A 21,093-nucleotide genomic window follows, 5' to 3' on the forward strand; every position below is an offset into this window, starting at 1 on the left:
CTATAAAATTAAGTCGCCCAATCAGGCGGCTTATTTTTTGTCTGTAAGGAGAGCTAATAACTTAGCAATAGAAGAAAATAGGGAAATATGGTATAATGAAACGATAGATTTTTGAATAGGAATAAGAACATGTTTGGATTTTTTAAGAAAGATAAAGCTATAGAAGTTGAGGTTCCAACACAGGTTCCTGCTCATATTGGCATCATCATGGATGGGAATGGTCGTTGGGCTAAAAAACGGATGCAACCGCGGGTCTTCGGACACAAGGCGGGGATGGAAGCCCTTCAAAAGGTGACCAAGGCAGCTAACAAGATGGGAGTCAAGGTCATCACGGTTTATGCCTTTTCAACGGAAAACTGGACACGCCCAGATCAAGAGGTCAAGTTTATCATGAACTTGCCAGTCGAATTTTATGATAACTATGTCCCTGAATTGCACGCAAATAACGTTAAGATTCAGATGATTGGAGAGACAGACCGTTTGCCTAAGCCGACTTTTGAAGCTTTGAAAAAAGCAGAGGAGTTGACCAAGAACAATACGGGCTTGATTCTCAATTTTGCGCTTAACTATGGTGGCCGTGCTGAAATTACGCAGGCTCTTAAGGGCTTGGCTCAAGATGTTCTAGATGCTAAAATCAACCCTGGTGACATCACAGAAGATATGATTGGGGACTATCTTTTTACGCAACACCTGCCAAAGGATTTGCGGGATCCTGATTTGATTATCCGTACGAGTGGTGAGTTGCGTTTGAGTAATTTCTTGCCATGGCAGGCAGCCTATAGTGAGCTTTACTTTACGGATACCTTGTGGCCTGATTTTGATGAAGCCGCCTTGCAGGCAGCTATTGCTGCTTTTAACCATCGCAATCGCCGTTTTGGAGGAGTTTAGGAGAAGATATGACCAAGGATTTACAAAAGAGAACATTGTTTGCGGTATTGGCCCTGGCAATTTTCCTTCCAGTCTTGTTTGTGGGAGGGCTCCTGTTGCAGATAGGGATTGGCTTGTTAGCAATGCTAGGCGTCCATGAACTCTTGCACATGAAGGGACTAAAGACTATGACCATTGAGGGCGCTTTGACTCTTTTTGCGACCTTCGCTCTCACAGTCCCTTTAGAAAATTACCTAACTTTTTTGCCTGTTGATGGGAATGTGGTTGCTTACAGTGTTTTGATTACCATAATGCTAGGGACGACCGTTTTCAGTAAAAGTTATACGATTGAAGATGCCGCTTTTCCAATTGCTGTGAGTTTTTATGTTGGTTTTGGCTTCAATGCCTTACTAGATGCTCGGGTGGCAGGTTTTGACAAGGTGCTTTTGGCCCTTTTTATCGTTTGGGCGACAGATAGCGCAGCTTACCTGACAGGGATGAATTTTGGTAGGCATAAATTGGCTCCGAGAGTTTCTCCTAATAAGAGTATTGAGGGATTTGTCGGGGGCATTCTAGGTGCGGTACTGATAACAGTGATTTTCATGTTAGTGGACAGCACAGTTGCTCTTCCTTATGGGATTTATAGAATGAGTCTCTTTGCTGCCTTCTTCAGTGTGGCAGGTCAGTTTGGTGACTTGATTGAGAGTGCCATGAAACGCCATTTCGGTGTTAAGGATTCTGGGAAATTTATCCCGGGACATGGCGGTGTGTTGGATCGCTTTGATAGCATGCTGATTGTATTTCCAATGATGCACTTATTTGGCCTGTTTTAAAGAAAGGAATATTGAATGATTGGATTGCTAACCTTTATCCTGGTTTTTGGGATTATTGTGGTGGTGCATGAGTTTGGACATTTTTATTTTGCCAAGAAATCAGGCATTCTAGTTCGTGAATTTGCCATTGGTATGGGGCCCAAGATTTTTTCCCATATCGGTAAGGATGGCACTGCTTATACCATTCGGATCCTTCCTCTAGGAGGCTATGTTCGTATGGCAGGCTGGGGTGATGATGCGACAGAGATCAAGACGGGAACTCCGGTCAGTTTAACACTTGCTGATGATGGTAAGGTCAAACGGATCAACCTCTCAGGGAAGAAACTGGATCAAACGGCTCTTCCTATGCAGGTAACTCAGTTTGACTTTGAAGACAAGCTCTTTATCAAGGGTTTGGTCCTGGAAGAAGAAAAGACTTTTGCAGTGGATCATGATGCAACGGTTGTTGAAGAAGACGGAACCGAAGTGCGCATCGCTCCTCTGGATGTACAGTATCAAAATGCTTCTATCTGGGGCAAGCTCATCACCAACTTTGCAGGTCCTATGAATAACTTTATCTTAGGTGTTGTTGTTTTTTGGATCTTGATCTTTTTGCAAGGCGGTGTTAGAGATACTCAGACCAATCTCTTTCATGTCATGCCAGAGGGAGCTTTGGCTAAGGCGGGCGTAGCTGAGACCGCTCAAATTACCAAGGTCGGCTCGCACGAGGTTAAGAATTGGCAAGACTTGACCCAGGCTGTGGAAGCAGATACCAAGGACAAGACTGCCCCGACCTTGGATGTGACTATTTCTGAAAATGGTAGCGAAAAACAAGTCACGGTGACTCCAGAAGAGAATCAAGGACGTTACATTCTCGGGGTTCAACCAGGGGTCAAGTCAGACTTTCTATCCATGTTTGTTGGTGGATTTACAACTGCTGCCGACTCAGGGCTCCGTATCCTTTCGGCTCTGAAAAACTTGATTTTCCATCCAGATTTGAACAAACTCGGTGGTCCCGTTGCTATTTTTAAGGCAAGTAGCGATGCTGCTAAAAATGGAATTGAGAACGTCCTCTACTTCCTAGCTATGATTTCTATTAATATCGGGATTTTTAACTTGATTCCTATCCCGGCTTTGGATGGTGGAAAGATTGTGCTCAATATCCTAGAGGCAATTCGCCGGAAACCCCTTAAACAAGAAATTGAAACCTATGTCACCATGGCTGGTGTAGTTATCATGGTTGTCTTGATGCTAGCTGTGACCTGGAATGACATTATGCGACTCTTCTTTTAGATAATCGAGGAATATTATGAAACAAAGTAAAATGCTAATCCCTACGCTTCGCGAAATGCCAAGCGATGCTCAAGTTATCAGCCATGCCCTTATGTTGCGTGCTGGTTATGTTCGTCAAGTTTCTGCCGGTGTCTACTCTTACCTGCCACTTGCTAACCGTGTAATCGAAAAAGCCAAGAACATCATGCGCCAAGAATTTGATAAGATTGGTGCGGTGGAGATGTTGGCTCCTGCCCTTCTCAGTGCCGATCTTTGGCGTGAATCAGGTCGTTATGAAACTTATGGTGAAGACCTTTATAAACTGAAAAACCGTGAAAAGTCAGACTTTATTCTAGGTCCGACCCACGAAGAGACTTTTACAGCTATTGTCCGTGATTCTGTTAAGTCTTACAAGCAATTGCCACTCAATCTCTACCAAATTCAACCGAAATACCGTGATGAAAAACGTCCACGTAACGGGCTTCTCCGTACGCGTGAATTTATCATGAAAGACGGCTATAGTTTCCATGCTAATTACGATAGTTTGGATGTGACTTATGACGAGTACAAAGTGGCCTATGAACGTATCTTTACTCGTAGTGGCTTGGACTTTAAAGCCATCATCGGTGACGGTGGAGCTATGGGTGGTAAGGACAGCCAAGAATTTATGGCCATCACACCAGCTCGTACAGACCTCGACCGCTGGGTTGTCTTAGATAAGTCAGTTGCCTCATTTGATGAAATTCCTGCAGAAGTGCAAGAAGAAATCAAGGCAGAATTACTTAAATGGATGGTTTCTGGTGAAGATACCATCGCCTACTCAAGTGAGTCTAGTTATGCGGCTAACTTAGAAATGGCAACAAACGAGTACAAACCAAGCAACCGTGTCGTTGCGGAAGAAGAAGTGACTCGTGTCGCAACACCAGATGTTAAATCAATTGATGAAGTGGCAGCCTTCCTAAACGTGCCAGAAGAGCAAACGATCAAAACCCTCTTCTACATGGCAGATGGAGAGCTTGTTGCAGCCCTTCTAGTTGGAAATGACCAACTCAATGAAGTCAAGTTGAAAAACCACTTGGGTGCAGATTTCTTTGATGTTGCGAGCGAAGAAGAAGTGGCAAGTGTTATCCCAGCTGGCTTTGGTTCACTTGGTCCAGTTGGTTTGCCAGAAAATGTGAAAATCATTGCAGATCGTAAGGTACAAGATGTTCGCAATGCTGTTGTGGGGGCTAACGAAGATGGCTACCACTTGACAGGTGTGAACCCAGGTCGTGATTTCACTGCAGAATACGTGGATATTCGTGAAGTTCGTGAGGGTGAAATTTCACCAGATGGACAAGGTGTTCTTAACTTTGCCCGTGGTATCGAGATTGGTCACATCTTTAAGCTCGGAACTCGTTATTCAGCAAGTATGGGTGCAGATGTTTTGGATGAAAATGGCCGTGCTGTGCCAATCATCATGGGATGTTACGGTATCGGTGTTAGCCGTCTTCTCTCCGCAGTTATGGAACAACACGCTCGCCTCTTTGTCAACAAAACGCCTAAAGGTGAATACCGTTACGCTTGGGGAGTTAACTTCCCTAAAGAATTGGCACCATTTGATGTGCACTTGATTACTGTCAATGTCAAAGACGAAGAAGCACAAACTCTGACAGAGAAACTTGAAGCGAGCTTGATGGGAGCTGGTTACGAAGTCTTGACAGACGACCGTAACGAACGTGTCGGTGTTAAATTCAGCGATAGCGACTTGATTGGATTGCCAATCCGTATCACTGTTGGGAAGAAAGCAGCCGATGGCATCGTAGAAGTTAAGATTAAGGCGACTGGTGACACCATCGAAGTTCATGCAGACAACTTGCTTGAAACGCTTGAAATCCTCAGCAAGAAATAAAAACTATAATCAGAAGAAAAACAAGGCAAAAATGTAACTAGTTTTTACCTTGTTTTTTCTATATAATGGGAAAAATGAGTAAACGAAGAGGTAAAGCTATGCTAAAATTTCCAAAGGATTTTGTTTGGGGTTCCTCCACTTCTGGACCACAAACAGAAGGACGAGTGCTTGGTGATGGTAAAGGAGATAATCTCTGGGATTATTGGTATCAGGTGGAACCCAATCGCTACTACAATGGGATTGGACCTGACAAAACATCGACTTTCTATGAAAACTGGGAAAAGGATATTGAGCTTCTGGTAGAGACTGGGCATACAGCCTTCCGAACTTCTATCCAGTGGTCTCGCATTTTCCCACAAGGCCGTGGAGAGGTCAATCCGCAAGGGGTGGCTTTCTACCGTCAGGTCTTTGAAGCCATTAAGGCCAAGGGAATTCGTCTCTTAGTTAATCTCTATCACTTTGACCTGCCATTTGCTCTACAAGAAGATGGGGATGGCTGGGAAAATAAGGCGACTGTCTCAGCCTATGAAGACTATGCTCGTTTTTGTTTTGAGACTTACGGTGACTTGGTGGACCAATGGATTACCTTTAACGAGCCCATCGTCCCTGTAGAATTTGGTTATTTTTACGATGCCCATTACCCTCACAAGGTGGATGCCAAAGCAGCGGTTAAGGTTGCCTATCATACGCAACTGGCTAGTAGTCTTGCGGTTAAGGCCTGTCATGAGATTCTGCCTGGCTCTAAGATTGGGATTGTACTTAACTTGACACCAGCCTATCCACGTAGCCAGCATCCTGCGGATGTCAAGGCTGCGCGCATTGCCGACCTCTTCCAAGCTCAATCTTTCCTAGATCCGTCTGTCTTGGGAGCTTATCCAGAGGAATTGGTGGAAATTTTAGCTGAACATGATTTGCTGCCAGAGTACACTGTTGAAGAGTTAGAACTCATTCGTGAGAATACAGTTGATTTCCTAGGAGTCAACTACTACCAACCTTTGCGCGTTATGGCGCCACGTTTTGCTAAACATCCAGACAGTCCCCTCTTGCCAGAACATTTTTACGAGCCTTATATCATGCCGGGCCGTAAAATCAATTCTCACCGCGGTTGGGAAATCTACGAGCAGGGGATTTATGATATCGCTCAGAATATCAAGAAAAACTATGGCAATATCGAGTGGATGCTGACAGAGAATGGCATGGGTGTTGAAGGTGAAGATAAATTCCGTGTGAATGGCATGATTCAGGACGACTATCGTATCGACTTTGTCAAAGGGCATCTTCGTGAACTCCATCGTGCGATTGAAGACGGAGCCAATTGTAAGGGCTACTTGATTTGGACCTTTATCGACTGTTGGTCATGGCTCAATAGCTATAAAAACCGCTATGGTTTGGTTGAATTAGACTTGGAAACACAAGAACGCCGTCTGAAGAAATCAGGGCACTGGTTCAAGGAACTCAGCGACCATAATGGATTTTAAGAATAAAAAGAGTGAGATGGCGTTCATCTCACTTTTTATTACAATATCATCACCAAGGTCCCAATCGTAATCAGGATACAGCCAATAATTGTTTTAAACGTCAGGACATCCTGTAGGAAGAAAAAGGCTAGAACGAGGGTAATGACGAGACTGAATTTATCGACAGCAGATACCTCAGTCGCATTGCCCATCTGTAGTGCCTTGTAGTAGCAGAGCCAGGAGGCGCCAGTGGCTAAGCCTGATAAGATGAGAAAGAGCCAACTTTTTCTACTGATGTTGACAATTTCGGTCTGACTATTGGTAAAGAAAACCATGGCCCAGGCCATAAGAATGACGACGACTGTACGAATAGCAGTTGCTAGATTGGATGGAACTCCCTCAATCCCAATCTTGGCTAAAATTGACGTTAAGGCTGCAAAGATAGCTGATAAAAGTGCGAAGAAAAACCACATGGCAAATACCTCCTCTTTTTATTATAAGTAATTGATGCTGACTTGTCAGGTATCAAGTGAAATCTTGATAAAATACCAGATGGAAAAACTATACCAATTTTTATTCTTGACAAGTGAGAAAAACAAGTATATACTGTTTTTGCTGATTCCGTAAAGTGAGAATTAGACTATACCAATTTAAGGAGAAAGCACAGCTGGTCTGTGTCGTATATACTATGTGTGGAATTGTTGGTGTTGTTGGAAACACAAATGCAACTGATATTTTGATTCAAGGGCTTGAAAAGCTCGAATACCGCGGTTATGATTCTGCGGGGATTTTTGTCCTAGGTGGTGCTGAAAATCACCTGGTTAAGGCTGTCGGTCGTATCGCAGAATTGTCTGCCAAGACAGCAGGTGTTGAGGGGACAACTGGTATCGGACATACTCGTTGGGCGACTCACGGGAAACCAACGGAAGACAATGCTCACCCACACCGCTCTGAGACAGGACGTTTTGTCTTGGTGCACAATGGGGTGATTGAAAACTACCTTGAAATCAAGGAAGAATACCTTGCAGGTCACCACTTCAAGGGGCAAACCGATACGGAAATCGCTGTTCACTTGATTGGGAAATTTGCAGAAGAAGAAGGTCTCTCAGTTCTTGAAGCCTTCAAAAAAGCTCTTCACATCATCCGTGGTTCTTATGCCTTTGCCTTGATTGACTCTGAAAATCCAGATGTCATCTATGTCGCTAAGAACAAATCACCGCTCTTGATTGGTCTTGGAGAAGGCTACAACATGGTCTGCTCAGATGCTATGGCTATGATTCGAGAGACCAACCAATACATGGAAATTCATGACCAAGAGTTGGTAATCGTCAAGGCTGATAGCGTCGAAGTTCAAGACTATGATGGTAACAGTCGTGAGCGTGCTAGCTATACTGCTGAGCTAGACTTGTCAGATATCGGTAAGGGGACTTACCCTTACTACATGCTCAAGGAAATCGACGAGCAACCAACGGTCATGCGCAAACTCATCCAAGCCTACACAGATGAGGCTGGTCAAGTTGTTGTAGATCCAGCTATCATCAAGGCTGTTCAAGATGCAGACCGCATTTACATCCTTGCAGCTGGAACATCGTACCACGCAGGATTTGCTTCTAAGAAGATGCTGGAAGAGTTGACGGATACACCTGTTGAACTTGGAATTTCATCTGAGTGGGGCTATGGTATGCCACTTCTCAGCAAAAAACTACTCTTCATCTTTATCAGCCAGTCTGGTGAAACAGCTGATAGCCGTCAGGTTTTGGTTAAGGCCAATGAAATGGGAATCCCAAGCTTGACAGTGACAAACGTTCCAGGCTCAACTCTTTCACGTGAAGCCAACCATACCATGCTCCTTCATGCAGGTCCTGAAATTGCCGTAGCATCAACAAAGGCTTATACTGCGCAAATCGCAGCTCTTGCCTTCCTAGCAAAAGCAGTCGGAGAAGCAAACGGTAATGCCAAAGCTCAAGCCTTTGACTTGGTTCATGAGTTGTCAATCGTAGCTCAGTCTATCGAATCAACTCTTTCTGAGAAAGAAACCATTGATGCAAAAGTTCGTGACCTTCTCGAAACAACTCGCAACGCCTTTTACATCGGACGTGGTCAAGACTACTATGTAGCCATGGAAGCCAGTCTTAAGCTAAAAGAGATTTCTTACATCCAGTGTGAAGGTTTTGCGGCAGGGGAACTCAAGCATGGAACCATTGCCTTGATTGAAGAAGGAACGCCTGTCTTGGCCCTCTTATCAGATCCAGTCCTTGCCAACCATACTCGTGGAAATATCCAAGAGGTCGCAGCCCGTGGTGCCAAGGTTCTCACTATTGCAGAAGAGAATGTTGCTAAAGAGACAGACGATATCGTCCTTACGACCGTCCACCCTTACCTCTCACCAATCTCAATGGTCGTACCAACGCAATTGGTCGCTTATTTTGCAACACTCCACCGTGGCCTTGATGTGGACAAACCACGTAACCTTGCTAAGTCAGTAACAGTAGAATAAGCAAAGAAAGTCTAGTTCATCTAGGCTTTTTTGCTCTCTCTTGGTATGCTTGAGTGGGGAGTCACTGTATTAATAACTAAGTTATTTATCCTGAAAAGAAGTAAAATAGAGGGTCATTATGTTTCAATAGAAACGAAAAAACCTTGATGTAAGGCGATTCTTGAATTTTCAAATTTCAATGTATTGCAATAAAAATCAACCGAATGACTACATTTTTGTGAAATAAATTAGATGTTCGGATATATAGAAAACGCTCTAGTGATATTGTCTAGAGCGTTTTTGTGTTGTTTAAGAGAAATAGATGGTGGTTTTAGATAACTACATATTTCAGTTTTTTAAAATAAGATTTAATCGATGATAATTAGAAAGGAGCATTATGTTTACAAAAAATAAATTTCAATATTGTATTTACAATCATGAGAGATTAGAACTTCATGATCTGCAAAAGGAATATCAAAATGATAAAGCTGGGACAAAACTTAAGTATGAAAACCAATTATTTTGTCCAGGTTGTTACAAAGTGGACTTAGTGATAAATGAGAAAAAAGGGAAAGTCTATCTATCGAGCCATCCTAAATCACCTCATGGTGACGGATGTGAATATTCTTTGGAATCTGCTTCGAAAATAGAACTGAAAGAATACTATGAGAAAATTGATGCAGACTTTGCTGAGCAACTTTTAAATCGTATTTGGGAAGAAAAGGTCACTAGAGAAAAGCTGTTAGGAAACGTCAACGCTCCGCAAGATAAGAACGAAATTTCTGATGTAAAAATTGTTTTAGAAAATAAGGATGGAATCAGAAAATATTTACCTCGCAGATCCCTTCTCCTAAATGAATTAGAAGAATCTGCCCACCTGACTATGTACTATGGAGAATGTAAGGTGTTTATAGGAAAGACTGATAAGAAGTACTACTTACGAATGTTTCGAAACAATGATCATGCGAAGTATATCTGTAATTTAGTAATTCCTGAAAGAGTGTATAGATATTTGGAGGATGAATTAAGATTTATCCCACAATCAGAAGAATTGAGTTTTAAACATTCAAGAGCCAATGCAGTTCCTGTAAAGTTGGCCTTTGTTTCTACCATGAAGAAAAAACAAGAATATTTAAATGGATACTTGAGTTTTTCAAAATTACTTAAGGTGAAGCGTATTTAGATTGTATTAACTCCTAAAATTAGCTTTTTCTATTTAACTTTTAGGATAAAGTACAAAAATCATAGTATTCATTTCCTTATGAATCGAACAACATATTCTTGTAGGTTTCTATAGTAATTTTCGCTCCAATCCCTATCATATTTATCGAGGTGAGCTGAAATCACTTTTCCGTTTCCTCGTTCAATATCATAAACATCGTAATTATCATTTACAAAAATCCCTTCTATGCCGTACCAATCAACTAAATTTTTGAAAGTTCCCAGTTTTTCTAACCATATTTTTGTCTTTGGTAATTTATATGTAGAAATTAACTTACACTGGTTTCGTTCTTCTTCCGTTTTTGCATCTAGATATAACTTAATATCATATAGTGTATAGTCAATTCTATCACCGAAAACAGAATGGCGCCTACTGTTAATTCCATTCAGTTCTCGAGGGAAAAAGAATATTGGTTTTTTACGATACATATCGTATTCTTCAACAGTTAGGTTGTCAATCCCATTTTTTTTGTATATTCTACAGATAGAAAATAGACCATCTGCTGTACATTGAATTCCATTCAGTTCTCGCAATCCCTTTGAATCTGGATCAATATAAAACGCATGAATCATTTTCCAGAATAGTTCTATATCATTGAAATCTACTTCCTTGGCAAATCCATTTAATAAATCTCGTAAAACATCAGTAGATAATCTATGTACATCTTCATAACTCATTTTACTTAGTCCGTAATATCTATGTATGGTAATCTTGCATTTAAGAGCATCTCTTAAAATAATATCAGAAAAATATGTATCTTTATATTTTTTATAAAATGAACTTGATTTATACAGACTAATCACTTCATTAACATCACTCATTGGCTCTGCCTGCACTTTCTATTTCTTATATATGTTTAATTTTGATATATTTAGCATATCATATAGAGCAAGAGTTTTCAATTAATACTTTACTGAATCTGAAATTTTGTAAATGGTTTATCATAAAAAAGAGTAAGACATACAATCTACGAATGTTTTGTAATGATGCTTCTGCAAATATTTCGTAATTTAATTATGTCATAGAATGTTTATAACTGTTTAGAGGATAAATTAAGATTTATACCTCAATCAGAAGATTTAAGTTTTAAACATTCGAGAGCCAATGCAGTTCCTGTAAAGTTGGCCTTTGTTTCAACTATGAAGAAACAACAAGAATATTATAATGGATACTTGAGTTTTTCAAAATTACTTAAGGTGAAGCGTATTTAAATTATTTTTCGTATTAAGATTTAAAGTTTAAAAGAGCCCAAAATTCTATCGTAGTACCAAGTTTGTTGCGAGGAAAAGAAAAATTATGTAAAATTTAAATATACGAATAACAAGGAGAAGAAATTATGGTATATGTTCATAGATTTTTAGGACAATGGTTAGACAAAAACAACTCTTCAGATAAAGCCTCGATTATCCAAAAAGCATTGACTATCGGTAGTGGAGTTGACGAATACTTAAAGCAGTTGGAAGTGCGTAGACGGTTCACGCTAGCAGTAGAAAAGAGCAGATATTTTTATATGATTCCTAAAGAAGTATCTATCGAAAATACAAGAGCAGATAGATATTATCGTCTGGAAATGAAATACTACGAGAATATCGCCTATAATACTGTCTTTTATGGTAATGGTACTTCTATTGTTGTTAAGGCACTATTTGAGAGTAGAGATAGTACGTATCTACGAGTATGAAACATTAGAAATGCTCATAGAGGATTTAAGAGAGGAAGTATCTATCACATTCAGTTGTATCTATAAGCCTTGCTATGTACTAGCAAGTGACTTTGAAGAGTTTAAGCCTAGACTTGATTTAGGAAAACTCTATTGCCACTATGCTCATTCGCCTCGCTATCGCAAACCAATTGCTGAAGTAGAAATTTAAAGCTCCAATATTTAATGTACCGCACTCCGAAAGTTAGATTTCTTCTGTTTAACTTTCGGGTTGCATTTTAAAGTCTAAGCCACGGTTTATTGCTAGAAAATCAGAAATTATGTAAAATAGAAATATATGAATAACAAGGAGCCAAACCAAAATGGTAGAAAACATTTATTTATTTTTAATTGACTATGCGAAATCACTATTGTTGCACCCAATAGTAAACGGACTAAATTTGACTTTTTTCATTCTGTTGTGGCAAGGAATTGGAACTTTTATGATTTTTTCATTGAGTGAGTTTACAGGACTACTACAAAGAAAGCTAAATCTAGAAGTAGATTATTTTATTTTGATTTTTGCTTGTGTAACTGGTTGCTTTGCTTCAATATGTTTTTTAGCAGGCGAGGAAAATGAAAAAGTCTATGGAAGAGTGTTTCGCTTGATTGGTATTTTTGGAATTGTCTTCCTATTCCTTATCCCTACCACAGTTATTCTAGGTGCAGGTATCATCATTCCTATATATTCTATTATAATGTGGATTATTAATGGTATTATTAGTGTCTTACCTATTCTGGCTGGACTTGCAGTGATTATGCCTATCCTATTCTTTGGAGGGATATTCTCAATCGTAGGTGCCATAGTAGGGCGATTGTAAGAAGGCACGGATTATAAGAGAAAAGAAAGGAAAGAAAAGAAAAGCTATGGACGACTATAACATTTTTGATCATCGGGACGGGGACAAGGAAATACCTAAAAGTAAGTTCGAAGGACTTTCAAATGATGAGGTTATTGAAATTCTAAAGCAAGAACTCTTAGAAAAAGAGGAAGAGGAGAAGAGAGAGGAAGAAAGAAAAAAACAAGCGTTTATCAAAGCAAAGAAAGACAAGGAGTATAAAGAATATAGTGCCAAGGTAGAATTATTATTTAAGTGGATGATTGGATTTGCTTTATTTGCAGTTATATCTGCTGGATATTGGTATTATAAAGACTATTTCTTCTTGACACTGCAAGGGGGCATCTCGATTGCTGGGCCGACCAAGGCACTTGGGAAAGCGATTGTTGAATTTATTCTTTCTATTGTACTATGTTTTCTTTCCCCTGCTCTATTAGTTTGTTTTATTGTTGATTTAAAACAAGATGACGAGGAGAAATAATTGATGTTTAAACAAAAAAGTATATTTTTAATTGCAGTTGTCCTGGCTAGCTTAGTAGTTGTTGGAAGTGTTTCTGGAGTATTTTACCTTAAATATATGAAGGCAGAAAATGAAACTGCGCAACAAATAACAGAGCAAACTATTCAACAAACAGAAACTACACAGGATAGTGTTGAACAAAAGCAACAAGAAAAAGGAAAATTAAGAGAAGAAATTACAGAAGATGATAAGAGTTATAATAAAGCATTTAAATCGCTTGAAATGGCAGGACATAAGGTAGATCTTAGTATTGAAAAAGAGGTGAAAGGTGCTTTTAAGGTTGTCATCAAGGAATGTAAGACTGCCAATATCTTAGAAATTGACTTTTCACACGAAAAACATCTTAAAATGGCAAAGCAAGATATGATTATGTCCTTTGCAGTTTCTTTTCAACAGAATGGTTATGATGTCGATGTCAACAATATAGAGGTTTACGAATCGAAATCAACAGATGTTGTTCAATTTATTGTTAAATCTACCAAGAAAGGGGAAGAAAGTATCTTCTGGACAGGTAACTATAATACACTCGCTCACCAAGTTAGTATCTCACACTACTATGGAGGGCATGTAGGAAAGGCTTTTGGATAAGAAACAACAAAAAGTCAATTGAGTCAATTCGGTTTGTATAGATTAGGAGAAATATATGTTATATGTTGTAGCAAGTGTTATTCTATTTTTTACTTTAATTGGTATTTATCAAAAAAAGTTTAAAGTTAAAGCATTAATAGTGCCGGTTATGCTTTATGTGCTGGCGATTGTCTTTAATCTTATATTCAAAGTGATATAATCCGAAGTTGAAAATGAGGAAAAATAAATTAGGAAATAAATGGGGGAAATATGGAGAAGAGTGCTATTTTATCAACTGATAGAAAGTATAGATATGTTCTCACACGAATTTGGGATGAAACAAAACCAACAGTGGTATTTATTGGGTTAAATCCTTCGATAGCTGATGAGGAGACGGATGATCAGACTATTCAAAAATGTATAGGTTACTCCAAAAGATGGAGATATGGTGAATTAATCATTTAGAACTTTTATTAACTAACCACCAACAATCTATAAAAGAATAAAGAAAAGCATTGCATACCCCACAACAAATACTTGAAATTTGGTAGCTAAATTCCTCATTTTCAATATTTGAAACAAGGTAATCTTTTCCTATTTTTTCTATAATATCAATACGTTTCATCTTGCAATTTCCCTTTCAGAAACAACAGAAAAGACCTTCTCACAAAAATGTGAAAAAGTCTGTTTTAGGGCTTGACAAAAAATACGCTTGATTACATAATCAGCGTGAGCTGTGAGCTGTGAGCTGTGAGCTGTGAGCTGTGAGCTGTGAGCTGTGAGCTGTGAGCTGTGAGCTGTGAGCTGTGAGCTGTGAGCTGTGAGCTGTGAGCTGTGAGCTGTGAGCTGTGAGCTGTGAGCTGTGATTGGTGTAAACTGGTAGATAGATCTCTTATTTTATTTATCAAAACCTTGTAAGTTTTTTTGGCGCTCTTCAGTTTGACCCTTGGCATCCAATTTATTACCATTGTAGACAGTGCTTTCCCATGATCCGTACATTGGGTTAGGGAAAATGATGAATTTCTCACCAAACTCTTTTTGTAATTCCTCTAATTTTTGGTCGCGCTCAGTTTCAGAGGTCTTTGAAAACTCTGCAAAGTCCACAAGATTGTCTCCTAGTAGCATAACTAAGTTGGTTTTTTCTTGGACTGCTTGTCTACGACCTTCTTTAGATTTGACACCTTTTTCTAAGAACATGAGATGATCGCGGCTTTGTACAGGAATTCCTTCATTTTCTAGGTTTTTGATCGTATCATCTACCTGATCTATCGTGCGGTCAGATACATAGTAAATTTGGACACCGTTTTGGTCTGCAAATTGGAGAAAGTCTTTAGCACCTGGTACAGCCTTGGCTGCGGCTTTTTTTACCCAGACATCCCAGTTTTCTGGGGTAAATGCTGTTCCATCTTTGACATTTTGCGCTTGATAAGGACTGTTGTCTAATACGGTTTCGTCTAAGTCCAAAACGATAGAGTAGGGTTTATCTGTCTGTGTTTTTAGTAGTTCTTTCAAACGATCGGTAGCAACATTGTAACCTTGTAGATAGAGTGCCTTGGTTTCAGCTGCTTTTTGATACCAAAGAGTTGACATAGTATTTTCTCTTGAACGCAACTGATCATAGGTCATGGTAACCTGATTATCAGATGTACTACTTTGTGTTGTCTGTGAATTTGCCGAATTTGTACCACAGCCAGTCAGTAAAATGACGGAAGCAAGTGTAGAAGCAATTGTAACGGTAACTTTGGATATTTTCATAATCCCATCCTCCTAATAATAGTCTATTAATATTGTAGCGTTTTTATGGGATTTGTGCAAGGAAATATCGGGAGAAAATAAATTTTTCAGTAGTAATTTGGTATTAGGATAAAATTATGTACTTAATTTGGGAATGAAGATGGATATAAAATTTTCCAATCGGCTTGATAGAAAATCTATATCAGCTCCTTTTTGAAAAATAGATGAAAATAAAGTAAATCTTTGAAAGGCTAGTAACATCAAGCTTTTCAGGGATTTTTTTCTTTATAGATATAAAAATTTCCAATCGAGTTGATAGTCAATATATATTGGGAAAAGGAGAAAAGGAGTGGTAAGATGGTTTCAATCCAAATGGAAGGAGAAAGGTATGGCAAGTAAAAGAGATCTAGTCTTTAGAGCGATTCGAGGCGATGAAGTGGAAAGAGTTCCTGTGGGATTTTGGTTTCATTTTGTAACACTCGAAGAAAAGGGACAGGGATTAAATAATCCACGTATCTTTCAAAAAAGTGTTGATGGGCATCGCAACTATGTGGAAAGGATTCGTCCTGATTTTGTCAAAATTATGAGCGACGGTTTTTTCCTTTATCCAAGTAATGTCTATAATCCTAAGATTGCAAGCATTCAGGAGCTGACTTCTATTGAGTCGATTGGTGAGGAACACCCATGGATTCAGCAACAGGTGGAAGTGGTACAAGCGATTCGAGAGACCTTTACCGAAGAGATTGCTTCTTTCTACAATATCTTTTCACCGATCTCCTACCTCAAGCGCTGGTTCCGTACAGAAACTTCTCGAGGAGATAGGGAAGTAGCTGATTTATTGCTTGAAAATACTGAGCAATTCAGAGCGATTCTAGATGTGATTGCAGGAGATATTGCTATCCTAACTCAGAAAATCATCCAGCAAGGCGGTGTTGATGGAATTTACCTCAGCACCCAGGAAATTCAAGATGAGCGCATCACACCAGCACTCTACCAAACCTATATCGAACCGAGCAATATAGCGATTTTGGAGGCAGCCAATCGGGTTGGTGGGACCAATATCCTCCATATCTGTGGTTTTGAAGGTGCGAGTAATGATGTGACGATATTTAAGGACTATCCAGCGCAAGTGGTCAACTGGGCGACCCACCATGAGGATGTTAGTTTGACACAGGGGCAAGAGCTGTTTCCAGGAAAGGCTGTTTTAGGTGGATTTGAAAATGGCAAGAAAAGTTTGCTTTATCAAGGTTCCAAGGCGGAATTGCAAAATGAAACAAGACGGTTACTGGCTGAAGCGGGTAGTAAAGGCGTTCTTCTGGGAGCTGACTGTACTGTTCCAGATGACTTTGATTTAGAGAGATTGGACTGGATTCGGCAGGCAGCGGTTCTCTAAAAGGAGGGGCTATGAAAAGTAAAAGATGGGGCATCTTCATTGCAGTTGTCGGTTTGCTGGCCTTGATCGCCATAAGTGTCGTAAAAAATGGGCACTGCAAAAATGGAGAGAGATGTCGTGGAGTTCAGGATTTTTCCAAGTCCAGTCTCCCCTTTCTACGCTCGAATGATATCGCAAGCAGTTTATTAGTTGAAAAAGTAAGAAATGGAGAATAAGAATGTCAGAAAAAAAAGAATGGGTTTTAAAAGCATTTAAAGGTGAAAAGGTTGATCGTGTGCCAGTTGGTTTTTGGCACCATTTCACATCAGAAGACGAATGGTTACAAGGATTCTCAAATCCAGTCATTATCGAGAAGAATATCGAGGGGCATAAGCGCTTTATCCGAGGAGTTCAGCCAGACTTTATCAAACTCATGAGTGATGGCTACTTTGCTTATCCAAATCCAGCGATTGCCAAAGGAAAATCACTTCAAGAATTGGCGACCATTCAACCACTCGGACCAGATCACGCTTGGATAAAAGAGCAGGTGGCCTTGGTTCAGAAAATCAAGCAAGAGTTCACAGAAGATATCGTTGCGATTTACAATATTTTTGCTCCTGTGACCTATCTCAAGTGGCTGCTTGGGGAAGTGTCTGGTGGCGATGACCTTATTGCAGACTTTCTGGTGGAAGATCCTAAAGCCCTTAAAAAGGTGTTGGATGTGATTGCAGAGGATATTGCGAGTCTCAGTCGAGCTGTCATCGAAGAGGCTGGTGCTGACGGAATCTACCTCAGCGTGCAAAGTATCCAAGATCAACGAGTGTCGGCAGCAGATTATCAAGCCGTCATTGCACCTAGCGAGATAACGGTTCTGGAAGCAGCTAGTGCTGTTGGTGGTGTCACTGTTCTTCATATCTGTGGCTACGAGGGAGCGCGAAATGATATTCACCTTTTTGCAGACTATCCAGCCCAAGTCTTTAACTGGGCTGTAGGACCAGAGGGAATCACTCTCAAGGAAGGTCGTAAGATTTTCAAGGGACGTACGGTTCTTGGAGGATTCGAAAATGGTAAGACAGGCTTGCTGTATACTGGTAGCAAGGACGCCATTCAGGCTGAGGCAAAGAAACTAGTTGCAGAAGCTGGGGAACAGGGCTTGGTACTTGGGGCAGATTGTACCATTCCAAGTGATATCGCAGTTGAACGTATCCAGTGGGTGAGAGAAGCGCTTGAAAACTAAAGGAGAAAAAGATGAGTAAAAAAGCATGGATTATCGGTGGTGTAGCAGTTGTTGCAGTAATTGGGGCAACGATTATCGGGAGAAGTTTAGCTGGCGCTCCAGCCAAGGAGGGAGAAACGGCTTCGTCTGCTGAAGTCATAACCTTGAAGGTTGCCCATACACAAAACTATGTGCCATATGATTTTGTCAATGAAAAAGGGGAATCAGATGGTTATGAAGTAGCTGTTTTGAAGGCTGTTGATGAAAAGTTGGCAAACTATCAATTTGAATATACGGGTACCAGTGATGACGACCTTTTGATTGGTCTGGAATCAGGCAAGTATGACATTGGAACCAAGGGAGCTTGGTACACAGAAGAACGAGCTAAAAAGTTTGTCATTCCATCTGAACCAGTCGGAGCGAGCATCATCGGATTTACTGTCAGAAAAGAAGATGAACAGAAATACAAAACCATTGATGACTTTGCTAAGAATAAAGGGAAATTGGTTCCTATCTCTCCACAGAATGCTCAATGGAATGTCATCACCAGCTACAATGAAAAACATCAGGACGCACCGATTGAGCTAACAGCAGCGGAATCCTTCAAAGTGGCAGATGCCTATGCCTGGGTCTTGGAAGGACGTTATGACGCCTTCTTTGATATCAAACTGTCCTTTGAAAAAGCAGTTACCGCAGAAGATGGCCCTTACCACCAATATGCGGACAAACTCAGCTGGTTCCCATACAAGGGTATTCCAACTTATCCCTTGATTCACCGTGATGAAAAGGGTGAGAAATTCGCTAAAGAATACGAAAAAGCAATCAAAGAGTTGAAAGAAGATGGTACGCTTGCTAAGCTATCTCAGCAATACTTTAAAGAAGATGTCTTTAGTTATGTAGACAAAGACTAGACCAGAAATTCCAAGACTAGAAAGGGTTTTGCATGGTTTCTTATGATTTTTCCAAGGTCTTTCAGTTTTTGCCGACCTTATGGCAGGCACTTCCTATGACCTTGTCCATTCTCTTTTTTACCACTCTTCTTGGTTCCCTTTTTGGAGGTCTCTTGGCCTGGGGGCAAGTAGGAGAAGACAAGAGTTTTGCAGCGATTTCCAAAGGCTATATCTTTACCCTTCGTTGTACACCGCCGATTGTCTTGCTTTTTCTAGTTTTTTATGGCTTGCCAGAATTTCTGAAATGGTGGCTTGGTTTGGATATCAACAACTGGTCTAAAACTATTTTTGTTCTCCTGACGATGATTCTCCTGTTTGCGGCTATTATTGCCGAGGTTTTCAAGGCGGCCTATCAAGCTATTCCAAAGGGGCAGACAGAGGCCGGGCTTAGTATTGGTTTGACTCCAAGTCAGACTTTTTGGAGAATCATTTTTCCTCAAGCTTTTCAAGTTGCTCTTCCCAACATAACGACTGCTATTCTCAATCTCATGCGGGATGCTGCCTTGGCTTATACGATTGGTTTTGTTGATGTCATGGGGGCAGGCAATCTCTTGATCAGTCGCAATTTAGGGAACTACTCGCTGGAAACCTATACTGCAGTTGCGCTTCTTTATTGGGGGATTGCCTTGGTTATTTCTAGCTTGAGTCGTTTACTTGAGAAGTCTTTGGAAACAAAAGGGAGGTAAGAAATGGATTTAGACTATATTGTAAAGACCTTTCTGGAGACCTTGAAGGGTGTGCCAATCACCTTGATTATCATGATTGTGGCTATGGTCTTAAGCTTTTTACCGGCTCTATTTTTGGCCTTGGGGCAGATTTACAAGGTTCGAGGGGTGAGGAGTTTTTCTCTGGTCTATCTGGCCTTTATCCGAGCGACTCCTCCGATTTTATTGATTCTCTTCTTTTATAGTTTGTTTCCAAGCCTGCTGAATCAATTTCTCAAAAGTATAGGAAGTGACTTTGATATTTTCAAACTTGATCCTCTCTACTATGCTTTTATCATTTATAGTTTGATGACAGTCGGGAGTTTGTCGGAGATTTTGCGTTCAGCTATCTTGACGGTGGACAAGGGACAACTAGAGGCAGCGCATGCGATTGGGCTGACTACGACCCAGGCCTATCTAAGGATTGTTTTTCCTCAAGCCTTGCGCTCAGCCTTGCCTAACTTGGCCAATCTGGTGATCAATATCGTCAAAGGGACCTCCCTGGTCTTTGTTATGACCATCAAGGACATCACCGCTATTGCTCGTGTGGAAGCGTCCTACGGTTACCAGTATTTTGAGTCTTATTTTGTGATCTTTTTGCAGTATATTTTGATCTGTGGTTTGATTCAGTGGGGCTTCTCCCTACTGGAAAAAGGCTATGTGAAAAAAGAAAAGAGTGCAAAAGCATCTAGCGCGCGTTTTGTATAGGAGGACAGGATGTTACAAGTAGAACATATCGCAAAAACATTTGGAGAGAGACAGGTCTTGGAGGATGTCAATCTCCAGGTCAACCAAGGGGATGTAGTCGTTATCTTAGGACCATCGGGTTCGGGGAAAACGACCTTTCTCCGTTGTCTCAACCACTTAGAAAAAGCTGATAGCGGCCGTTTGGCATTGGCAGGAAAGACCTATGACTTAGCCAAATTAAGCAAGAAAGACATTCTAGAAATTCGCCAAAAAACAGCCTTTGTTTTCCAACACTACAATCTCTTTGCAAATAAAACTGCTCTGGAAAATATTCTAGAAGGTCTAATCGTCGCTCGTAAAGTTCCCAAGGAAGAAGCGCTCAAACGTGCAGAATCTGCCTTGGAAAAAGTTGGTTTACTGGCCTACAAAGACTACTACCCTTCTCAGCTATCTGGAGGGCAACAACAACGAATAGGAATTGCGCGTGCCATTGCCGTTAAGCCCGAGGTCATTTTGCTAGATGAACCAACATCGGCACTAGACCCTGAGTTGGTTGGAGATGTTTTGGATGTTCTGAAACAGTTGGCGGGAGAAGGTGTGACCATGGTGGTCGTCACGCATGAGATGGGATTTGCTAGGGATGTCGCTAACCACGTTATTTTCATGGATGGAGGCCGTATCGTAGAGGAGAACAATCCCCACGATTTCTTTAGTCGTCCGCAGGAAGAACGAACCAAGCAGTTTCTAGCTCGTATCTTATCAGATGCCACCTATAGCGTAGAATATATGATTTGATAGATAAGTGTAT

Annotated in this window: 24 protein-coding genes; 20 read left to right on the forward strand and 4 right to left on the reverse strand. The window is 40.5% G+C overall.

What is annotated here, in order from left to right; genetic code table 11:
* Nucleotides 1–129: 129 nt before the first annotated feature.
* The 5 genes from I6H78_RS06455 (at nt 130) to I6H78_RS06475 (ending at nt 6,320) form a co-directional block, all read left to right on the forward strand.
* A complete protein-coding gene (locus tag I6H78_RS06455; protein WP_198459158.1) occupies nt 130–888 on the forward strand; it encodes an isoprenyl transferase in 759 nt (252 codons plus the stop codon).
* A gap of 8 nt (nt 889–896) precedes the next feature.
* Nucleotides 897–1,700, forward strand: a complete 804-nt coding sequence (locus tag I6H78_RS06460) for a phosphatidate cytidylyltransferase (RefSeq protein ID WP_198459159.1) — start codon at nt 897–899, stop codon at nt 1,698–1,700.
* A gap of 15 nt (nt 1,701–1,715) precedes the next feature.
* Nucleotides 1,716–2,972 (forward strand): RIP metalloprotease RseP, encoded by a 1,257-nt coding sequence (gene rseP, locus I6H78_RS06465; RefSeq protein ID WP_198459160.1) that lies wholly within the window; start codon nt 1,716–1,718, stop codon nt 2,970–2,972.
* Between the two features lie 16 nt (nt 2,973–2,988).
* On the forward strand, nt 2,989–4,842 hold the full coding sequence (locus I6H78_RS06470; protein ID WP_198459161.1) for a proline--tRNA ligase: 1,854 nt from the start codon (nt 2,989–2,991) through the stop codon (nt 4,840–4,842).
* A 98-nt stretch (nt 4,843–4,940) separates the two neighbouring features.
* Nucleotides 4,941–6,320: a glycoside hydrolase family 1 protein gene (locus I6H78_RS06475; RefSeq protein ID WP_198459162.1), complete on the forward strand. Its 1,380-nt coding sequence runs from the start codon at nt 4,941–4,943 to the stop codon at nt 6,318–6,320.
* Between the two features lie 38 nt (nt 6,321–6,358).
* On the opposite strand, the gene I6H78_RS06480 is transcribed toward I6H78_RS06475, so the two are convergent.
* Complete coding sequence (locus tag I6H78_RS06480; protein ID WP_125328275.1) at nt 6,359–6,772, reverse strand: EamA family transporter; 414 nt, start codon at nt 6,770–6,772, stop codon at nt 6,359–6,361.
* Nucleotides 6,773–6,987: 215 nt separating this feature from the next.
* Here I6H78_RS06480 and glmS point away from each other — a divergent pair, with 215 nt between their 5' ends.
* Nucleotides 6,988–8,796, forward strand: coding sequence for a glutamine--fructose-6-phosphate transaminase (isomerizing) (gene glmS / locus I6H78_RS06485; protein WP_198460236.1), 1,809 nt, complete (start codon nt 6,988–6,990; stop codon nt 8,794–8,796).
* Between the two features lie 376 nt (nt 8,797–9,172).
* Nucleotides 9,173–9,958: a hypothetical protein gene (locus tag I6H78_RS06490; RefSeq protein WP_198459163.1), complete on the forward strand. Its 786-nt coding sequence runs from the start codon at nt 9,173–9,175 to the stop codon at nt 9,956–9,958.
* 68 nt (nt 9,959–10,026) lie between these two features.
* Here I6H78_RS06490 and I6H78_RS06495 read toward each other — a convergent pair whose 3' ends face one another.
* Nucleotides 10,027–10,818, reverse strand: a complete 792-nt coding sequence (locus I6H78_RS06495) for a hypothetical protein (RefSeq protein ID WP_198460237.1) — start codon at nt 10,816–10,818, stop codon at nt 10,027–10,029.
* 515 nt (nt 10,819–11,333) lie between these two features.
* Here I6H78_RS06495 and I6H78_RS09410 point away from each other — a divergent pair.
* From I6H78_RS09410 to I6H78_RS06525, 6 genes are all read left to right on the forward strand, one after another.
* The gene (locus tag I6H78_RS09410; protein WP_232619930.1) at nt 11,334–11,678 is read left to right on the forward strand and encodes a hypothetical protein; all 345 of its coding nucleotides are present in this window, start codon (nt 11,334–11,336) and stop codon (nt 11,676–11,678) included.
* A gap of 341 nt (nt 11,679–12,019) precedes the next feature.
* Entirely contained in the window at nt 12,020–12,517 is a 498-nt protein-coding gene (locus I6H78_RS06505; RefSeq protein WP_198459164.1) for a hypothetical protein, read from the forward strand.
* Between the two features lie 46 nt (nt 12,518–12,563).
* A complete protein-coding gene (locus tag I6H78_RS06510) occupies nt 12,564–13,016 on the forward strand; it encodes a hypothetical protein (RefSeq protein ID WP_198459165.1) in 453 nt (150 codons plus the stop codon).
* A 3-nt stretch (nt 13,017–13,019) separates the two neighbouring features.
* Nucleotides 13,020–13,643, forward strand: coding sequence for a hypothetical protein (locus I6H78_RS06515; protein ID WP_198459166.1), 624 nt, complete (start codon nt 13,020–13,022; stop codon nt 13,641–13,643).
* Nucleotides 13,644–13,698: 55 nt separating this feature from the next.
* Nucleotides 13,699–13,842 (forward strand): hypothetical protein, encoded by a 144-nt coding sequence (locus I6H78_RS06520; protein ID WP_198459167.1) that lies wholly within the window; start codon nt 13,699–13,701, stop codon nt 13,840–13,842.
* 50 nt (nt 13,843–13,892) lie between these two features.
* Nucleotides 13,893–14,087: a DUF1643 domain-containing protein gene (locus I6H78_RS06525; RefSeq protein ID WP_198459168.1), complete on the forward strand. Its 195-nt coding sequence runs from the start codon at nt 13,893–13,895 to the stop codon at nt 14,085–14,087.
* Here the strand turns inward: I6H78_RS06525 and I6H78_RS06530 are convergent.
* Both I6H78_RS06530 and I6H78_RS06535 read right to left on the reverse strand, forming a co-directional pair.
* Nucleotides 14,080–14,247, reverse strand: a complete 168-nt coding sequence (locus tag I6H78_RS06530; protein ID WP_157090878.1) for a hypothetical protein — start codon at nt 14,245–14,247, stop codon at nt 14,080–14,082. The two genes, I6H78_RS06525 and I6H78_RS06530, sit on opposite strands and share 8 nt — an antisense overlap.
* Before the next feature lie 272 nt (nt 14,248–14,519).
* On the reverse strand, nt 14,520–15,377 hold the full coding sequence (locus I6H78_RS06535) for a 5'-nucleotidase, lipoprotein e(P4) family (RefSeq protein WP_038805822.1): 858 nt from the start codon (nt 15,375–15,377) through the stop codon (nt 14,520–14,522).
* 367 nt (nt 15,378–15,744) lie between these two features.
* Here I6H78_RS06535 and I6H78_RS06540 point away from each other — a divergent pair, with 367 nt between their 5' ends.
* From I6H78_RS06540 to I6H78_RS06570, 7 genes are read left to right on the forward strand one after another with little or no spacing between them, the layout of a single operon-like run.
* Nucleotides 15,745–16,749, forward strand: coding sequence for a uroporphyrinogen decarboxylase family protein (locus tag I6H78_RS06540; RefSeq protein WP_198459169.1), 1,005 nt, complete (start codon nt 15,745–15,747; stop codon nt 16,747–16,749).
* 11 nt (nt 16,750–16,760) lie between these two features.
* Nucleotides 16,761–16,964, forward strand: coding sequence for a hypothetical protein (locus I6H78_RS06545; RefSeq protein ID WP_000837735.1), 204 nt, complete (start codon nt 16,761–16,763; stop codon nt 16,962–16,964).
* A gap of 2 nt (nt 16,965–16,966) precedes the next feature.
* A complete protein-coding gene (locus tag I6H78_RS06550; RefSeq protein WP_198459170.1) occupies nt 16,967–17,965 on the forward strand; it encodes a uroporphyrinogen decarboxylase family protein in 999 nt (332 codons plus the stop codon).
* A gap of 11 nt (nt 17,966–17,976) precedes the next feature.
* Complete coding sequence (locus tag I6H78_RS06555) at nt 17,977–18,855, forward strand: transporter substrate-binding domain-containing protein (RefSeq protein WP_049520823.1); 879 nt, start codon at nt 17,977–17,979, stop codon at nt 18,853–18,855.
* Nucleotides 18,856–18,887: 32 nt separating this feature from the next.
* Entirely contained in the window at nt 18,888–19,580 is a 693-nt protein-coding gene (locus I6H78_RS06560) for an amino acid ABC transporter permease (RefSeq protein WP_198459171.1), read from the forward strand.
* Nucleotides 19,581–19,583: 3 nt separating this feature from the next.
* A complete protein-coding gene (locus tag I6H78_RS06565; protein WP_198459172.1) occupies nt 19,584–20,306 on the forward strand; it encodes an amino acid ABC transporter permease in 723 nt (240 codons plus the stop codon).
* A 9-nt stretch (nt 20,307–20,315) separates the two neighbouring features.
* Nucleotides 20,316–21,080, forward strand: a complete 765-nt coding sequence (locus I6H78_RS06570) for an amino acid ABC transporter ATP-binding protein (protein ID WP_198459173.1) — start codon at nt 20,316–20,318, stop codon at nt 21,078–21,080.
* Nucleotides 21,081–21,093 lie beyond the last annotated feature (13 nt).

The sequence above is a fragment of the Streptococcus oralis genome (genome assembly GCF_016127915.1).
Taxonomy (GTDB): domain Bacteria; phylum Bacillota; class Bacilli; order Lactobacillales; family Streptococcaceae; genus Streptococcus; species Streptococcus oralis_BO.

Bases quoted from the DNA above. Each gene is read 5' to 3' on its own strand.
- I6H78_RS06455 (WP_198459158.1), top strand. From the start codon at position 130: ATGTTTGGATTTTTTAAGAAAGATAAAGCTATAGAAGTTGAGGTTCCA.
- I6H78_RS06460 (WP_198459159.1), top strand. From the start codon at position 897: ATGACCAAGGATTTACAAAAGAGAACATTGTTTGCGGTATTGGCCCTG.
- rseP (WP_198459160.1), top strand. From the start codon at position 1,716: ATGATTGGATTGCTAACCTTTATCCTGGTTTTTGGGATTATTGTGGTG.
- I6H78_RS06470 (WP_198459161.1), top strand. From the start codon at position 2,989: ATGAAACAAAGTAAAATGCTAATCCCTACGCTTCGCGAAATGCCAAGC.
- I6H78_RS06475 (WP_198459162.1), top strand. From the start codon at position 4,941: ATGCTAAAATTTCCAAAGGATTTTGTTTGGGGTTCCTCCACTTCTGGA.
- I6H78_RS06480 (WP_125328275.1), bottom strand. From the start codon at position 6,772: ATGTGGTTTTTCTTCGCACTTTTATCAGCTATCTTTGCAGCCTTAACG.
- glmS (WP_198460236.1), top strand. From the start codon at position 6,988: ATGTGTGGAATTGTTGGTGTTGTTGGAAACACAAATGCAACTGATATT.
- I6H78_RS06490 (WP_198459163.1), top strand. From the start codon at position 9,173: ATGTTTACAAAAAATAAATTTCAATATTGTATTTACAATCATGAGAGA.
- I6H78_RS06495 (WP_198460237.1), bottom strand. From the start codon at position 10,818: ATGAGTGATGTTAATGAAGTGATTAGTCTGTATAAATCAAGTTCATTT.
- I6H78_RS09410 (WP_232619930.1), top strand. From the start codon at position 11,334: ATGGTATATGTTCATAGATTTTTAGGACAATGGTTAGACAAAAACAAC.
- I6H78_RS06505 (WP_198459164.1), top strand. From the start codon at position 12,020: ATGGTAGAAAACATTTATTTATTTTTAATTGACTATGCGAAATCACTA.
- I6H78_RS06510 (WP_198459165.1), top strand. From the start codon at position 12,564: ATGGACGACTATAACATTTTTGATCATCGGGACGGGGACAAGGAAATA.
- I6H78_RS06515 (WP_198459166.1), top strand. From the start codon at position 13,020: ATGTTTAAACAAAAAAGTATATTTTTAATTGCAGTTGTCCTGGCTAGC.
- I6H78_RS06520 (WP_198459167.1), top strand. From the start codon at position 13,699: ATGTTATATGTTGTAGCAAGTGTTATTCTATTTTTTACTTTAATTGGT.
- I6H78_RS06525 (WP_198459168.1), top strand. From the start codon at position 13,893: ATGGAGAAGAGTGCTATTTTATCAACTGATAGAAAGTATAGATATGTT.
- I6H78_RS06530 (WP_157090878.1), bottom strand. From the start codon at position 14,247: ATGAAACGTATTGATATTATAGAAAAAATAGGAAAAGATTACCTTGTT.
- I6H78_RS06535 (WP_038805822.1), bottom strand. From the start codon at position 15,377: ATGAAAATATCCAAAGTTACCGTTACAATTGCTTCTACACTTGCTTCC.
- I6H78_RS06540 (WP_198459169.1), top strand. From the start codon at position 15,745: ATGGCAAGTAAAAGAGATCTAGTCTTTAGAGCGATTCGAGGCGATGAA.
- I6H78_RS06545 (WP_000837735.1), top strand. From the start codon at position 16,761: ATGAAAAGTAAAAGATGGGGCATCTTCATTGCAGTTGTCGGTTTGCTG.
- I6H78_RS06550 (WP_198459170.1), top strand. From the start codon at position 16,967: ATGTCAGAAAAAAAAGAATGGGTTTTAAAAGCATTTAAAGGTGAAAAG.
- I6H78_RS06555 (WP_049520823.1), top strand. From the start codon at position 17,977: ATGAGTAAAAAAGCATGGATTATCGGTGGTGTAGCAGTTGTTGCAGTA.
- I6H78_RS06560 (WP_198459171.1), top strand. From the start codon at position 18,888: ATGGTTTCTTATGATTTTTCCAAGGTCTTTCAGTTTTTGCCGACCTTA.
- I6H78_RS06565 (WP_198459172.1), top strand. From the start codon at position 19,584: ATGGATTTAGACTATATTGTAAAGACCTTTCTGGAGACCTTGAAGGGT.
- I6H78_RS06570 (WP_198459173.1), top strand. From the start codon at position 20,316: ATGTTACAAGTAGAACATATCGCAAAAACATTTGGAGAGAGACAGGTC.